11 protein-coding genes are annotated in these 16,207 nt (G+C 42.2%); 7 read left to right on the forward strand and 4 right to left on the reverse strand.

What is annotated here, in order from left to right; genetic code table 11:
- Positions 1-9: 9 nt before the first annotated feature.
- Positions 10-1,308, forward strand: a complete 1,299-nt coding sequence (locus CKY02_RS09740) for a glycosyltransferase (protein ID WP_112895143.1) — start codon at positions 10-12, stop codon at positions 1,306-1,308.
- Positions 1,309-1,533: 225 nt separating this feature from the next.
- Positions 1,534-2,829, forward strand: coding sequence for a glycosyltransferase (locus CKY02_RS09745; RefSeq protein ID WP_112895144.1), 1,296 nt, complete (start codon positions 1,534-1,536; stop codon positions 2,827-2,829).
- Between the two features lie 352 nt (positions 2,830-3,181).
- Here CKY02_RS09745 and CKY02_RS09750 read toward each other — a convergent pair whose 3' ends face one another.
- From CKY02_RS09750 to pepN, 4 genes are all read right to left on the reverse strand, one after another.
- Positions 3,182-3,727, reverse strand: coding sequence for a cell division protein ZapC (locus tag CKY02_RS09750; protein WP_112895145.1), 546 nt, complete (start codon positions 3,725-3,727; stop codon positions 3,182-3,184).
- A 191-nt stretch (positions 3,728-3,918) separates the two neighbouring features.
- The gene (pyrD, locus tag CKY02_RS09755) at positions 3,919-4,929 is read right to left on the reverse strand and encodes a quinone-dependent dihydroorotate dehydrogenase (RefSeq protein ID WP_112895146.1); all 1,011 of its coding nucleotides are present in this window, start codon (positions 4,927-4,929) and stop codon (positions 3,919-3,921) included.
- A gap of 367 nt (positions 4,930-5,296) precedes the next feature.
- On the reverse strand, positions 5,297-5,566 hold the full coding sequence (locus CKY02_RS09760) for a CCDC90 family protein (protein ID WP_046396460.1): 270 nt from the start codon (positions 5,564-5,566) through the stop codon (positions 5,297-5,299).
- Positions 5,567-5,792: 226 nt separating this feature from the next.
- A complete protein-coding gene (gene pepN / locus CKY02_RS09765; RefSeq protein ID WP_112895147.1) occupies positions 5,793-8,405 on the reverse strand; it encodes an aminopeptidase N in 2,613 nt (870 codons plus the stop codon).
- Between the two features lie 346 nt (positions 8,406-8,751).
- Between pepN and pncB the strand changes: the two genes are divergently transcribed.
- From pncB to CKY02_RS09790, 5 genes are all read left to right on the forward strand, one after another.
- Entirely contained in the window at positions 8,752-9,966 is a 1,215-nt protein-coding gene (gene pncB, locus CKY02_RS09770) for a nicotinate phosphoribosyltransferase (RefSeq protein ID WP_112895148.1), read from the forward strand.
- Between the two features lie 204 nt (positions 9,967-10,170).
- On the forward strand, positions 10,171-11,571 hold the full coding sequence (gene asnS, locus CKY02_RS09775; protein ID WP_112895149.1) for an asparagine--tRNA ligase: 1,401 nt from the start codon (positions 10,171-10,173) through the stop codon (positions 11,569-11,571).
- A 337-nt stretch (positions 11,572-11,908) separates the two neighbouring features.
- Positions 11,909-13,054 carry a porin gene (locus CKY02_RS09780; protein ID WP_112895150.1) on the forward strand — a complete coding sequence of 382 codons (1,146 nt, stop codon included), beginning with the start codon at positions 11,909-11,911 and terminating at the stop codon, positions 13,052-13,054.
- A gap of 504 nt (positions 13,055-13,558) precedes the next feature.
- Complete coding sequence (gene ompC / locus CKY02_RS09785) at positions 13,559-14,713, forward strand: porin OmpC (RefSeq protein WP_274382168.1); 1,155 nt, start codon at positions 13,559-13,561, stop codon at positions 14,711-14,713.
- A gap of 234 nt (positions 14,714-14,947) precedes the next feature.
- Entirely contained in the window at positions 14,948-16,138 is a 1,191-nt protein-coding gene (locus CKY02_RS09790) for an amino acid aminotransferase (protein ID WP_112895151.1), read from the forward strand.
- Positions 16,139-16,207: the final 69 nt, after the last annotated feature.

Below are 16,207 nucleotides of genomic sequence, written 5' to 3' on the forward strand. Positions count from 1 at the left end.
GAGTAAGTCATGGCACGTATCATCATTGCAGCGCTCGCAACCCCTGGACATGTCTATCCAATGTTAAAGATCACTCAATCGCTAATAGCACAAGGACATCAGGTAACTGTGTTTACCGGTGCATTATTTCGCCAACAGGTAGAAGCTTTAAGCGCACAATTTGTTCCTTTTGATCAACAGGTAGATTTTGACTACCGCCATTTAGAACAGCATTTTCCCGACCGTGCTCAACTTCCTCCGGGAAATGTACAAATGGCACTAGCATTCAAGAATTTCTTCTCCACCCCAATCCCAGTTCTTGACCGCCAATTACGGCAAATTATCCGTGAACAACAAGCAGATCTACTTATAGCCGAGAACTGCTTTTATGGCATATTACCCCTGCTGCAAGAAGAAAAAACCCATCGTCTTCCAGTGATAGTCATTGGCATAACACCTCTGGCTTACTCTTCGAAAGATTCAATTTTCTGGGGGCCACGTATCCCACCTGCGGTATTACCACCAGAATTGACACATGAACAGCTCGTCGATAAAGCCAACCAACAACTCATAGCCGAAGTGCAGGATAGTTTCAATAATTCATTAGTCCAGTCAGGAGGCTCTGCATTAACCAGATTTTTCAACGATGAAGTCATCTTTGGTGCTGATCGCTTTTTGCAACTCTCAACTCTGGCATTTGAATATCCACGGGAAGGATTGCCTGATACCGTCCATTTTATTGGGCCACTTCCTAACCCTGCACCGACCACAACATCACCTCAATTATGGGAAGAAGATGATCCACGTCCATTGGTTATAGTTACTCAGGGTACTATTTCCAATACCGATTTAAATCAGTTGATTCTCCCTACATTGCGTGCACTGACTACATTACCGGTACGTATATTGGCAACCACCGGTGGCAGATCGGTAGAAACACTGAGTAAAGATCTACCTGAAAACGTGCGCGTCGAAGAATTTATTTCATTTGAACACTGGCTGCCGAAAGCTTCATTGCTGATATCCAACGGGGGCTACGGAACCATCAATTATGCTCTCAGCCACGGAACACCATTACTTATTGCCGATGCAGGAGAAGGCAAGCAGGAAGCAGCGTTTCGTGTTGTATGGGCTGGATGCGGTACTAATCTGGATACAGCACATCCCACTGAATCTCAACTTAAGCAAACAGTGGAAAATATGCTGAGTACAGACTTGTTTAAACAACGTGCGCAAATTGTCCAAAAAGATTACGCAAAACATGATGCATTAGCGGCAATATCCCGTCACGTAGAACAATTAATTCTCGAACAAAACCACATTAACTAAACCCTAGATACCTTCTTCTTTCCTCTCCGTTTTGGTGCTAACACAGACCGACAGGGAGAGGAAATCGGCATATTTCATTACATCATAAAAAATAAATCAAAGTTATTATTGTAATAATTAATTATTATTTCTGTAATTAATTTATAATAGTAGTCATAAAATAATCACCCCTGAGTCAGGAGCTAACTAGCGTAATTAAATCAAAACAGTACAAAGGAGCAAATTATGGCACGAATTGTCATTGCAGCGGTTGCAACACCCGGGCATGTCTATCCGATGTTAAAGGTAACTCAATCACTGATAACACAAGGGCATCAAGTAACTGTCTTCACTGGCGCATTATTTCGCCAACAAGTAGAGGCTTTAAACGCACAATTTATCCCTTTTGATGAGCAGATAGACTTTGATTACCGCCACTTAAAGCAACGTTTTCCTGACCGAGCGCACCTGCCGCCAGGAAATCTGCAAATGGCACTAGCGTTTAAAGATTTCTTCTGTAGCCCAATCCCATTCCTCGACCGCCAACTACAACAAATCATCCATGAGCAGCAAGCAGAATTACTGATAGCCGAGAATTGCTTTTATGGCATATTGCCACTACTGCAAAAAGAAAAAGCTCATCGCCTTCCCGTGATCATAATTGGCATAACGCCTCTGGCTTACTCTTCGAAAGATTCAATTTTCTGGGGGCCACGTATCCCACCCGCACTATTACCATCAGAATTGACACATGAACAACTCGTAGATGAGGAAACCCGACAACTCATAACCGAAGTACAGGATAGCTTTAATGATGCGTTAGCTCAGTCAGGATGCGCTACGTTAACCAGATTTTTCAACGATGAAGTCATTTTGGGTTCTGACCGCTTTTTGCAACTTTCAACCCTGGCATTTGAATACCCACGAGAAGGATTACCTAATACAGTCCATTTTATTGGCCCACTCCCCAACCCCGCACCGATAACAGAATCACCTCAATTATGGGAAGAAGGTGATCCACGCCCATTGGTTATAGTCACTCAAGGTACTATGTCTAATACCGATCTAAACCAGTTAGTTTTCCCCACATTGCGTGCACTGGCTACATTACCCGTGCGTGTATTAGCAACTACTGGTGGTAGATCAGTAGAAATACGGCCAGAGAACATCCCCGACAACGCACATATCGAAGAATTTATCTCATTTGAGCACTGGCTACCAAAAGCTTCATTGCTAATATCCAACGGAGGTTACGGAACCATTAATTATGCCCTTAACCACGGTACACCAGTGCTCATTGCCGATACAGGAGAAGGCAAACAGGAAACAGCATTTCGCGTCGTATGGGCTGGATGCGGTATTAATCTGGATACAGCACAACCTACTGAATCTCAGCTTAAGCAAACAGTGGAAAATATGCTACGTACAAACTTGTTTAAACAACGCGCACAAATCGTCCAAGACGATTACTCCAATCACGACGCATTAGCAGCAATATCCCATCACGCAGAACAATTAATCTTCGAAAATCGTGCTAATTAACTTCATTATCTCTCCTCCCCATCTCGGAACTAATGTTATCCAGAGGGGAGGAAATTATAAAAGCGCTTCTTATCTATTTTTCATGCCTGCTTCAAATGAGTGAGCTGTAGCTATTACATATAATAGGCAAATTTCTGTGATAATAGCCAACAGGAGATTTTAGAACACAAGACAAGAAAAGAGTGACTTACTCATAATCAGATGGGAAGATGTGAATGAGATAAAATTTCCTCAAATGATAAAGAACAATTTTCTTAATTAAAAACAGTGATTATCTTCTGACTTGTCGTTCTATTTTCAAAAAGTGTCTTTACTCTTGGAAATCACAGAACAATGGGATCTTAAACCCAAATCAAATCGCAGTGCCATAAATTGGCGTATAAATAGGTTCCACAAATGGCATCAATCGATCATTCATAATCTTAATTGGATCACAAAAATTCATTACCCGATCGGATAATTTTAATTGCGATTGAGCTAGCAGACAAAGGCTCGCACTATCCCCGGCCTCTACTACTAAGAATATAGCATCTGTCCCGCAATCCTGGAGCCGTACCTGAATCAGTTCTCCTTGTATCGGCTTCTCTATCATGGCAAAACGAGAAAAATACCAGCTTCTTGGCATTTGTGGCTTAATAAAGCGGAACGCCACTAATGCATTAAGAACTAATTCAGCCCTGGATTCATCTGAAATATTAATTCGGCGTGTCTGCTCTTCAAAACAATAATAAAGCGTCGCATCTTCTACAGAAAATGAAGTTTCTCCCATTGCATAGGGTATCAGCATCTTAGCAGGAAAACAGGAACGAAAAACCATACCATTAGACAGATCGAGCATTATACGGTCATGGTCAGCATCAAAATACCAGCGCCATTGATCATCAGGTTTAATGTTCATGAATTACCCTTTTATGCCAAGAAAGTTTACATCGTCAAACAGATTGTAAATAACTTGCCCGCTATTCAGTAAAATAAATCCTGCCATAATTAAAAGATATGCAAAGATACAGATAAAATTTAGGCGATCAGAGTGAATATAGACGAGTTGGGGGCAAAAATAAACCCCCAATGATAAATTAACAGAAAGATCTAGATATGATTGACGATATCTTTGATTAATTTTGGACCATGATAGATAAATCCAGAGAAAATCTGTATTAAAGAAGCCCCTGCCGCTATTTTTTCTCTGGCAGAGACAAGTGAATCTATTCCACCAACACCGATAACAGGAATTTTACCTCTTAATTCTTGAGAGAGCTGACGAATAACCTCTGTACTACGTAACTGAACCGGCCGACCACTTAGCCCACCAGCTTGTTGGCAATAGTTAAGCCCTTCAACTAATCTCTTGTCTAACGTTGTATTAGTTGCAATAGCACCATCGATATTATGACGAATTAAACTATCTGCAATTTGAATCAACTCTTCTTGAGAAAGATCTGGCGCGATTTTTACCGCAACAGGGACATATTTCTGGTATTTTTGTTGAAGTTCACTCTGTTTATTTTTAATCGCCGATAATAGATCATCCAACGCTTCGCCGTATTGAAGCGCTCTTAAGCCAGGTGTGTTAGGTGAAGAGATATTAATTGTGATATAGCCAGCATGAGGATAGACTTTATCCATGCAGATTAAATAATCATCTTTTCCATGCTCTACTGGCGTATCTTTATTTTTGCCAATATTGATCCCAATAACTCCGCCATATTTTGCCTTTTTGACATTTTCTACCAGGTTATCAACACCAAGATTATTGAAGCCCATACGGTTAATTAACCCTTCTGCTTCAACGATACGGAATAATCTCGGCTTATCATTTCCTGCCTGAGCGCGTGGGGTTACGGTGCCAATTTCAATAAAACCAAATCCCATTGCACCAAATGCATCAATACAATCGCCATCTTTATCAAGGCCCGCGGCCAGACCGAGGGGATTTTTAAATGACAGGCCCATACAAGTAACAGGCTTCGTCGCAACTGACTGGCGGATCAGAAACTCGAAAGGACTACCGGTAATACGCTTGAGCTGGCGGAAGGTTAATTCGTGTGCCCGTTCCGGATCAAGCTGGAACAACGCTTTCCTGACTAGTGGGTAGCACATAATTCTAAACCCATTAATTAATTTATAAACATTAAACTACACATGTCTCTATACACACTCAGATACCATTTGAAGATTTTTGAGCTAAAAAACACTCATTTTTAATCCCCAAAAATATTTCGGCAAGTAGAGTAACCGAATGACATGGGCTGAATCTACAGAAATATGCTAATTAGAAGCAAATCTCTCCCAGATGTTGCGCGTGAGAGTCGGGAAAATGCATTGGTATAACAATAATACACTAGTGACGACAATCGTTGACGTCTTTGCCCAAGATACTTTGCTTCCCTCGAACAACTCAAAGGAGAGCAAACCAATGAATGTTCTTTAATATCTTGAGCAATTTTCATACTATAGGTATCAAGCATCAACCAATAAAAATGTATTTCAATGCTGCAATAACAACAGCAATACCAACTGCTAATGTCAGTTTCTTAATCCAATCTAAATCTGTTTTTATAGTACCAATATCGGTTTTAATGCTCTCAGTAGCAACTGTTAGATCTGCTTTGGTGACAACGCTTATGTTTTGCAGTTCTGTAATAACTTCAACGATTTTTTCAGACTGCTCATCGTTAAAACCAGACGCTTTGAGTGCCTTAACTGCTGTATGTGTATCCATTGTAAGTAAAGCCATTCTTTTATCCTCTAAAGTTACTGGTTGACCACCCTTAAATTAACGATAATACCATAGAGACATAAAAATTAACCACATATCAGTTTTACCATAAGATACTGACCACTGCATTTTACTTCCAACCCAATGCTTGCAAGAAGAAATTTATTATCCAGAAGATAAATTGGAAAAAATATCGGGCTAAATAACCATTAGCCCGATAACTCGATAACCCAATAAATAGTTATCAGCTTTCTAATGCCTTGGTAATTTTTTCAAACAGATCACCAGATAGATTTTCCAATCCTTTTAACTGCTCCAACGCACTACGCATCATGTTTTGACGTTTTTCATCATAACGTTTCAGACGAATCAGCGGTTCAATTAAACGGGAAGCAATCTGTGGGTTACGGCTGTTAAGATCAGTCAAAATTTCCATCAAGAATTGATAACCACTGCCATTTTCAGCATGGAATGCAACCGGATTGTTAACAAATGCCCCAATCAGAGCACGCACCCGGTTTGGGTTACTCATACTAAATGAACGATGATTCAGAAGATGGCGTACATTAGCCAAAACATCTACCGCCGGGCTACTTGCCTGTAAGCTGAACCATTTATCCATCACCAGGCCGTCCTGATACCATCTACCATCAAATTCCGCCATGAGTTGATCACAGCAAGGCAACTCTGCCAGCACCGCGCCAGATAATGCCGCCAGTGCATCAGTCATATTGTCAGATTGATGATATTGATTTGATACCACTTTATCAGCCTGCTCTTGATGACCAAAAGCCAAATAATATAGACAGATATTACGCAGAGAGCGCTTAGCAATATCCTGATGAGCGACGCGATATGCACCGATCTTGATAGCGTTATAAACCACCGCAAATTCATCAGCCATTTCCTGAGCCAAAGTACGGGTGATGGTATCCAAAACTTCATGAATCGCTTTAGGATCAATAATCGTAAACAGTTCTGCTATCTCACTCTCTGATGGTAAAGCCAGAATATGAGCAGCCAGAGCCGGATCAATCTCTTTATCCAATAACACCGCGCGGAAAGCATCCACCACATGCATTGGCAGTTCGATCGGCTGCTTCTGTTGGTAACGGATAATATTCAGTTTGATATAGTTTGCCATCAACGACTGAGCCGCATCCCAACGTGAAAACGCATTGCGAGCGTGTTTCATCAAGAATGCCAATTGCTGATCACTGAATTTGTAATCCAGTTTCACTGGTGCTGAGAATTCCCGTAATAAAGAGGGAACCGGCAGTGATGGCACATCATCAAATACAAACGTCTGTTCTGCATTAGTCACATTCAATACATTGTGAACCGGTTGACCATCATAACGTAACGGAATCACATGACCTTTGCTGTCATAAAGTTCAATATCCAGGGGAATATGCAGAGGCTGCTTCTCTTTTTGATCGGCGGTAGTTGGTGTCATCTGGCTGACATGCAACTTATATTGCTGCTTTTCTGCATCATATTCATCGCGGACTGTTAATACTGGTGTACCAGACTGGCTATACCAGCGACGGAAAAGTGACAAATCCACATTTGATGCATCTTCCATTGCCTGAACAAAATCATCACATGTTGCGGCACTACCATCATGACGATGGATATAAAGCTGCATCCCTGCCTGGAATTGCTCTTCACCTAGCAGGGTATGAATCATACGGATAACTTCCGCGCCCTTTTCATACACAGTCAGGGTATAGAAATTATTCATCTCAATCACTTTATCCGGGCGAATTGGATGGGCCATTGGACTGGCATCTTCCGCAAACTGTGCCGAACGCATAACACGCACATTATTAATACGATTAACAGAACGAAAGCCAAGATCAGAGCTAAATTCCTGATCACGGAATACCGTCAATCCCTCTTTTAAACTCAGTTGGAACCAATCGCGACAAGTAATGCGATTCCCAGTCCAGTTATGGAAATATTCGTGGCCGATCACAGCTTCTATATTAAGGTAATCTTTATCCGTCGCAGTTTCAGATTTTGCCAGCACATATTTGGAGTTAAAGACATTCAGCCCTTTATTCTCCATAGCGCCCATATTAAAGAAATCCACCGCAACAATCATATAAATATCGAGGTCATACTCAAGGCCAAAACGGGTTTCATCCCACTTCATAGCATTTTTCAGGGAGGTCATTGCCCAATCAGCCCGATCGAGATTGCCACGATCAACAAACAGCTCCAATGCAACTTCACGGCCACTACGCGTCGTAAAAATATCGCGCAATACATCAAAATCACCTGCGACCAGAGCAAACAGATAACATGGTTTTGGGAATGGATCTTGCCATTTCACCCAATGACGTCCATCATCGGTTTCTCCCTGCTCAACCCGGTTACCGTTTGAAAGCAGATACGGATACTTGGCTTTATCGGCTGTGATACGTGTTGTAAAACGAGCCAATACATCAGGCCGATCGAGATAATAAGTAATGTGGCGAAACCCTTCTGCTTCACACTGAGTACAAAGTGCATCACCAGAAACATACAAGCCTTCCAGCGCCGTATTTTTCGATGGATGGATCTCATTGACAATTTTCAAAGTGAACTGAGCCGGCAACTGCTCAATGACTAGCGCCCCCTCCTGTTCACGGTAATGCGCCCACGGTTGACCATTCACATGAAGACTTTTCAGTATCAAGTCTTCACCATCCAACACTAATGGCGTTATTTCGTGACTCAGACGTTTTATCTGGCTGATTGCGGTGATTTCCGTGTTATCGGCATCAAGATTAAAATCGAGTTCAATATCAGAAATCGTATAGTCGGGAGCGCGATAATCCCGGCGGTACTTAGCTTGTCGCTGTTGTGTCATAAGAAACCTTTTTGTTTCATGCCTGATGGAATTAATTCAATACTAGGCCTTACGCTGCCATAGAAAGAGGTTGAATTTCAAGAGTGAATAACGCACCTTCTGGCGTTTAACATTCATTAAGAACGAGTATGATGTTATGTAAGGAATATGTTTACTCTTTGGTGCTTGTTATCACTTAATGATCAAATAACATGATAACATTTAACCAAAGACCCTTTTTAGCTTCGATATTTTGGTGAACTATATGACGTTATGTGACTTCAATAACAAAATAATCCCGGTATACTCTTCCAACTTTATCGATTTAGCTAATACGAATACGCTCCGTGAGGATGCATAACGCGCTATGACACTAGACGCTACCCCAATTATTAAATCACTGCTTGATACTGACGCTTATAAACTTCATATGCAACAAGCAGTGTACCACCGCTACAGCCACATTCCTGTTGTTGCAGAGTTTCGCTGCCGCGGCGACGAACTGCTAGGTGAATATGCCACAGAATTACGTCATCAAGTTAATATGATGGCTAATCTGGCATTAACCGATGCTGAATTTAATTACCTTTCCAGTCTGCCTTTTTTCAAGGCTGATTATCTGGGCTGGTTAAAAACCTTTCGTTTTAACCCACAGCAAGTCAATATTTCTGTTACAAATGGCGGCCAATTAGCTATCCATATTTCAGGATTATGGCATGAAGTGATTATGTGGGAAGTCCCATTACTGGCGTTAATCAGTGAATTAATTCATCGTCATCACTTACCAGATAACGCGGTGGAAAATGCAGTCAACCAGCTACACAAGTTAATCAAACTGTTCTATCAACATGCTGAAAATGAAGGAATCGATCTCTCCAGTTTTAAACTGATGGATTTCGGTACACGCCGTCGTTTCTCACACCGAGTTCAACACGCTGTCGTCAGTGAGCTGCAACAGCATTTCCCTTATCTGATTGGCACTAGCAATTACCAACTTGCACAACAGCTTGGGCTCCCTCCTGTTGGAACACAAGCGCATGAGTGGTTTCAAGCTCATCAGCAAATCAGCCCGGATCTGGCTAGCAGTCAACGAGAAGCATTACAGAGTTGGCTGAAAGAATATCCTAACCAATTAGGTATTGCCTTGACTGACTGCATTACAATGGACGCGTTTCTGCGGGACTTTGATGCCCAGTTTGCCAAAAATTATCAAGGCTTACGACATGATTCGGGTGATCCTGTTCAATGGGGTGAAAAAGCGATCGCCCACTATCAAAAACTGGGTATCGACCCAATGACGAAAACCCTCGTGTTCTCTGACAGCCTAGACTTCCAAAAAGCACTAGCGCTCTATCGTCATTTCCACAACAGAATAAACCTGATTTTCGGTATCGGTACACAGCTTACCTGCAATATCCCAGGGGTTAAGCCACTGAACATCGTCATCAAACTTGTCGAGTGTAATGGCAAACCAGTCGCAAAGCTTTCAGACAGCCCTGGCAAAACCATTTGTGAAGATAACGAGTTTGTTAACAGGCTACGCGCCGCTTTTGATATACCCCAGGTTAAACAAGCTTGTTAACTCAAGTTTCATTAAAAAATATCACTGTGCTGCTGGCAGATAAGGCAGCAGCACATCTGAAAAGTGCGCTTTCCCCTCTATTTCACCGTTTAAATTAATGATTTCCCCTTGTTTCCTGAAACAGGGCAAGTAACATAGAATAAGTTGCCCCTTGTGGGGATATTCATTTTCATAAACTTGAACTGATAAAGAAGAGAGAAATCTATGAGCGTAGCGCCTGTAGTCGACGTACTGCAAGGCCGGGTTGCGGTTGATAGTGAAGTCACCGTTCGCGGCTGGATACGTACAAGGAGAGATTCTAAAGCTGGCATCTCTTTCCTCGCCGTCTATGACGGTTCCTGCTTTAATCCATTACAGGCCGTCGTTAATAATAATTTGCCCAATTATCAGGATGAAGTTCTGCATTTAACTACCGGTTGTTCTGTCGAAGTAACAGGAACAGTCGTTGCTTCCCTTGGTCAAGGGCAGAACTTTGAACTGCAAGCGACGAAAATCGTCGTGATCGGTATGGTTGAAGATCCTGACACCTATCCCATGGCCGCTAAACGCCACAGCATTGAATACCTGCGCGAAGTGGCTCACCTGCGCCCACGTACCAACCTGATTGGTGCCGTTGCTCGTATGCGCCATACCCTTGCTCAAGCACTACACCGTTTCTTCCATGAAAATGGTTACTTCTGGGTTTCCACCCCATTGATAACGGCTGCTGATACAGAAGGTGCTGGCGAAATGTTCCGCGTTTCTACGCTGGATCTACAAAATCTGCCTTTAACTGACAAAGGTGAAGTGGATTTCAACCAAGATTTTTTCGGCCGCGAAGCTTTTCTGACCGTATCCGGACAATTGAACGGTGAAGCATACGCTTGTGCATTAAGCAAAGTTTACACATTCGGCCCGACTTTTCGTGCTGAAAACTCTAACACCAGCCGCCATCTGGCAGAATTCTGGATGCTTGAACCAGAAATCGCCTTCGCTAACCTCAATGATGCCGCCACATTAGCTGAAAATATGCTGAAATATGTTTTCAAAGCCGCATTGGCAGAGCGTGCTGATGATCTGCAATTCTTCGCTGAACGCGTAGATAAAGATGTTATCACCCGCCTGGAAAAATTTATCAATTCTGACTTTGCTCAGATTGATTACACCAGTGCCATTGAAATTCTGCAAAACTGCGGCCAGAAATTTGAAAATCCAGTCTTCTGGGGAGTTGACCTTTCTTCGGAACATGAACGTTATCTGGCAGAGAAACATTTCCAAGCTCCGGTCGTCGTGAAAAACTATCCAAAAGATATTAAAGCCTTCTATATGCGAATGAACGACGACGGTAAAACTGTCGCGGCAATGGATGTACTTGCACCAGGCATTGGCGAAATTATCGGTGGCTCACAGCGTGAAGAGCGTCTGGATATGCTGGATAAGCGTATGGAAGAGATGGAGCTTAATAAAGAAGATTACTGGTGGTACCGTGATCTGCGTCGTTATGGCACCGTACCTCACGCCGGGTTCGGGCTGGGCTTTGAACGCCTGGTTGCTTACGTGACTGGTGTATCAAATGTACGTGATGTCATCCCATTTCCACGGACACCAAGAAGCGCAAACTTCTAATGATTGCGTAAAACAAACATTAAAAAATCATTATGTATAAAGCCAGCAAAAGCTGGCTTTTTTTATGCTTCCAATTCAAGACACGATCAAAAATCCTATTTCATTTACATTTTGCAATATATTATTTTCACTTTATTACAAAAATCGTCACTTTGTATCAATTAAATGATAGATAAAATCCACAGCTAATGAAAAACTGTGCCCCGACTCGGACAGCACGATATTTTCATAAATAATTTCAACGAGTTTCTTAAAGGAATTATTTCTGTCAGTAACAGATGTCCGAATAACGCCAATGATGGTCATTAACAATAGTAATTAAATGAAGGTAACAATAATGAAGGGTAGTATCTTTTCCGTGGTCATCCCAGTGCTGTTGACTGCTGGTGTAGCAAATGCCGCTGAAATTTATAACAAAAACGGTAATAAACTGGATTTTTATGGCAAAGTTGATGTACGTCATCAATTCGCTAAAATTACCCAAAAATCAGATACATATCCTATATATAGTGAAGATGGTGATGCAAGCTACGTTCGTCTGGGTTTCAGGGGTGAAACCCAAATCAATGACCAACTGACTGGTTATGGCCGCTGGGAATACAATATTCAGGCTAACAAAGCCGAGGCAAACGATTCCGAAGGTAATCAAACCCGTCTGGGCTTTGCTGGTCTAAAATTGGCTAAATATGGTTCTCTAGACTACGGTCGTAATTATGGTGTTCTCTATGACGTCAATGCCTGGACCGATGTACTGCCAGTATTCGGTGCTGACTCCATGTCGCAGGCTGACACCTACATGACTAATCGTGCTACCGGTGTCCTGACTTACCGTAATACGGATTTCTTTGGCCTGGTTGATGGTCTGAACTTCGCCCTGCAATACCAAGGTAAGAACGACGAAGACAGTAAAAACGGCCGTAACTCACATCGTAAGCGCGGTGATATCACCAAGCCCAACGGTGGTAGTAACGGTGACGGTTTCGGCCTCTCCGCTACTTATGATATCGGTAATGGTATCAGCGTAGGAGGAGCCTACTCCAATTCTGACCGCCCTATTACACATGAAAGGCTCGTTACCTCTGTCGCTCGTGGTGAAAGGGCTGAGGCATGGAACGTTGGTGCCAAATATGATGCAAACAACCTATATCTGGCTGCCATGTATGGCGAAACTCACAATATGACCTCTTTCGGCTACCAAGATATTGTCTCTGCAAAAACTCGTAATATCGAATTAACTGCCCAATATCAGTTGGATTCTGGTCTGCGCCCATCTCTGGCATATGTTCAATCCAGGGGAACAACTTTTTTCACTCATCAAGACTGGGTAAAATATATCTCTATTGGTTCTTATTATAACTTTAACAAAAATTTGTCTGCCTATGTTGATTACAAAATCAACTTAGTACATGACACCCCTTTCACCAAATATCTCGATGTCAATACGAATAACGCTGTGGGTATAGGTTTGGTATATCAATTCTAACAGTCTGAAATAAATTAGGTAGATTAATAGAAAATCCAATTAACGTGCTATGGTGCTCACTTAAAGTGGGCACTACTTCTTCCAAGAAGAATCATTATCAGGCATCTGTTAAAAAATGATATGCAACACATCGACAAGCATATCAGTAAGTTACATATAAGAAATATGATTGATGAAATAAACACCACATTTTACTCTTTTTATTAAGATCAACAGGTAATTTTCTTCCGCCACTAACCGCGAGTCATTTTTCACTTTTTTGATCAACTGGACCAACCAGAGATTAAAAAACAATCTCTCATTTACATTTTGAAACACTTTATTTCACATTTTTACTAAATTTTCTTTTTTATAGCATTTTGTGAGTGGATAAAAATAACAACCAATGAAACACTTGACAGCGAAACAGACGACACTAAACTCTCACAAATAGTTCCGTAGATTTTTAAAGAATTATTTTTGGCAGTGGCAGGTGTCCGAATAACACCAATGAGGGTAATAATAATGATGAAACGCAATGTTCTTGCAGTAGTAATCCCAGCTCTGTTAGCTGCTGGCGCAGCAAATGCAGCTGAAGTTTATAATAAAGACGGCAACAAACTGGACCTATACGGTAAAGTTGAAGTCCAGCACAAATTCGCTAACAACAAAAGCGGCGAAGATGGCGATAACTCCTTCGCCCGTCTGGGTTTCAAAGGTGAAACTCAAGTTAATGACCAACTGACCGGTTTCGGCCGTTGGGAATACAATATCAAAGGCAACCGCGCAGAAGGTACTGACGAAGAAACCAAAACGCGTTTAGCTTTCGCTGGTTTGAAACTCTCTGACTACGGTTCACTGAACTATGGCCGTAACTACGGTGTGGTTTATGATGTCAACGCTTGGACCGATGTGTTGCCAGTATTTGGTGGCGACTCAATGGCGCAGACTGATAACTTCATGACTGGCCGTTCTACTGGTCTGTTGACTTACCGCAATACCGATTTCTTCGGTCTGGTTGATGGCCTGAACTTTGCTCTGCAATATCAGGGTGAAAATAGTGAAAACACGGCTAATGGCCGTATCAACCGTAAAGACAACGGTGATGGTTACGGTTTCGCTGCAACCTATGACGTAGGTTACGGTATCAGCGTCGGTGGTGCATACTCTAATTCTGCTCGTACTTCTGCGCAAAAAACTGCCTATGATATTGATAGCAACGAAGGTTCTGCTGCCTTAGGTGATCGCGCTGAAGCATGGAACATTGGTGCCAAGTACGATGCTAACAATATCTACCTGGCTGCTATGTACGGTGAAACCCGTAACATGACCCGTTTCGGTGGAAAAGTTGGTAGCGTGAATATGGAAAATGTCGCTAACAAAACCCAGAACATCGAATTGACCGCCCAATACCAGTTCGACTTCGGTTTACGTCCATCTCTGGCATACGTTCAATCCAGAGGTAAAAACCTGTTTGGTGACATTGATCATGATGGGAAAGAATCCGACAACCGCGATCTGGTAAAATATATCTCTGTTGGTAGTTACTACTACTTCAACAAAAACTTGACTACCTATGTTGATTACAAAATCAACCTGCTGGATAGCAATGAATTCACCAAAGCAACGGGTATCAGCACTGACAACGTTGTTGGCGTAGGTATGGTTTACCAATTCTAATTACCGTTGGTAAATTAGATTTAGCTGAACAAGTTAAGCATCATTAAGAGAAAGCAGCGCTTAGGTGCTGCTTTTTTAGTCTTATGTTTTCTCTCTACTATTCCAACTTTTTCTCACTCCGCAAACTGCCTCACAAGATTATCTTCTTTTTACGACAAATAGTTGGCAAACTGTTTTAGCAGCGTTAACCTGACTGCCCTTTTGGGCTTAACTCTGAGCTTTGGAATTACAAACATGTTTGAGAAAATCACAGCAGCGCCTGCCGACCCTATTCTTGGCTTAGCCGATAGTTTCCGTTCTGATCCTCGTACAAATAAAATCAACCTTGGTATCGGTGTCTATAAAGACGAAACAGGAAAAACCCCGGTTCTGACCAGTGTTAAAAAAGCTGAACAATATTTACTGGAAAACGAAACAACAAAGAATTATCTGCCGATTAGCGGTTTAGCCGAATTTGGCCGCGTAACTCAAGAATTACTGTTTGGCAAAGATCACCCAGTCGTCACAGATAAACGCGCCCGCACAGCACAAAGCCCTGGAGGTACAGGTGCTTTACGTATTGCTGCGGATTTTATTGCCAAACAGACTAATGCTAAACGCATTTGGATTAGCAACCCAACCTGGCCAAACCATAAAAACGTTTTTTCCGCCGCTGGCCTGGAAGTCTGTGAATATAAATACTATGACGCTGAAAAACACGCGCTGAATTTCGAAGACATGCTAGCAAGCCTGTCTGAAGCTCAGGCAGGTGATGTTGTTCTGTTCCACGGTTGCTGCCACAATCCGACAGGCATCGATCCAACCCCGGCACAATGGGCTAAGCTGGCAGAAATGTCTGCGGAGAAAGGCTGGTTGCCTATTTTTGATTTCGCTTATCAAGGATTTGCCAAGGGCCTGAACGAAGATGCAGAAGGCCTACGTATTTTTGCGAAAAATCATAATGAACTGATTGTTGCCAGCTCTTACTCCAAAAACTTTGGCCTATACAATGAACGTGTCGGTGCCTGTACTATTGTTGCTAGTGACAGTGATACAGCAGAAAAAGCATTTAGCCAAGCTAAAGCGATTATCCGTGCTAACTATTCCAACCCACCCGCTCATGGTGCATCTGTTGTCACTACCATTTTGTCAAATGAAGATCTGAAAGCAACTTGGGAACAGGAACTGACCACCATGCGCGAACGTATTCAGCGTATGCGTCAACTGTTTGTCAATACCTTGCAGGAAAAAGGGGCAAAACAGGATTTCAGCTTTATTATTAGCCAAAATGGTATGTTCTCATTCAGTGGCCTGACAAAAGAACAAGTAGAACGTCTGCGTGAGGAATTTGGTATATACGCTGTCAGTTCCGGTCGTATTAACGTCGCTGGTTTGACGTTGGAAAACATGGCTCCACTATGTGAAGCCATTGTTGCAGTACTCTAAGTTAACATTTACCTCACGATGAAAAGTCGCTGAATTTCAGCGACTTTTATCATTCAGAAGATTCGATGT

The organism is Photorhabdus bodei (genome assembly GCF_003287735.1).
Taxonomy (GTDB): domain Bacteria; phylum Pseudomonadota; class Gammaproteobacteria; order Enterobacterales; family Enterobacteriaceae; genus Photorhabdus; species Photorhabdus kayaii.

What these genes read in the sequence shown, in the direction of transcription:
- CKY02_RS09740 (WP_112895143.1), top strand. Translation starts at nt 10, where the DNA reads ATGGCACGTATCATCATTGCAGCGCTCGCAACCCCTGGACATGTCTAT.
- CKY02_RS09745 (WP_112895144.1), top strand. Translation starts at nt 1,534, where the DNA reads ATGGCACGAATTGTCATTGCAGCGGTTGCAACACCCGGGCATGTCTAT.
- CKY02_RS09750 (WP_112895145.1), bottom strand. Translation starts at nt 3,727, where the DNA reads ATGAACATTAAACCTGATGATCAATGGCGCTGGTATTTTGATGCTGAC.
- pyrD (WP_112895146.1), bottom strand. Translation starts at nt 4,929, where the DNA reads ATGTGCTACCCACTAGTCAGGAAAGCGTTGTTCCAGCTTGATCCGGAA.
- CKY02_RS09760 (WP_046396460.1), bottom strand. Translation starts at nt 5,566, where the DNA reads ATGGCTTTACTTACAATGGATACACATACAGCAGTTAAGGCACTCAAA.
- pepN (WP_112895147.1), bottom strand. Translation starts at nt 8,405, where the DNA reads ATGACACAACAGCGACAAGCTAAGTACCGCCGGGATTATCGCGCTCCC.
- pncB (WP_112895148.1), top strand. Translation starts at nt 8,752, where the DNA reads ATGACACTAGACGCTACCCCAATTATTAAATCACTGCTTGATACTGAC.
- asnS (WP_112895149.1), top strand. Translation starts at nt 10,171, where the DNA reads ATGAGCGTAGCGCCTGTAGTCGACGTACTGCAAGGCCGGGTTGCGGTT.
- CKY02_RS09780 (WP_112895150.1), top strand. Translation starts at nt 11,909, where the DNA reads ATGAAGGGTAGTATCTTTTCCGTGGTCATCCCAGTGCTGTTGACTGCT.
- ompC (WP_274382168.1), top strand. Translation starts at nt 13,559, where the DNA reads ATGATGAAACGCAATGTTCTTGCAGTAGTAATCCCAGCTCTGTTAGCT.
- CKY02_RS09790 (WP_112895151.1), top strand. Translation starts at nt 14,948, where the DNA reads ATGTTTGAGAAAATCACAGCAGCGCCTGCCGACCCTATTCTTGGCTTA.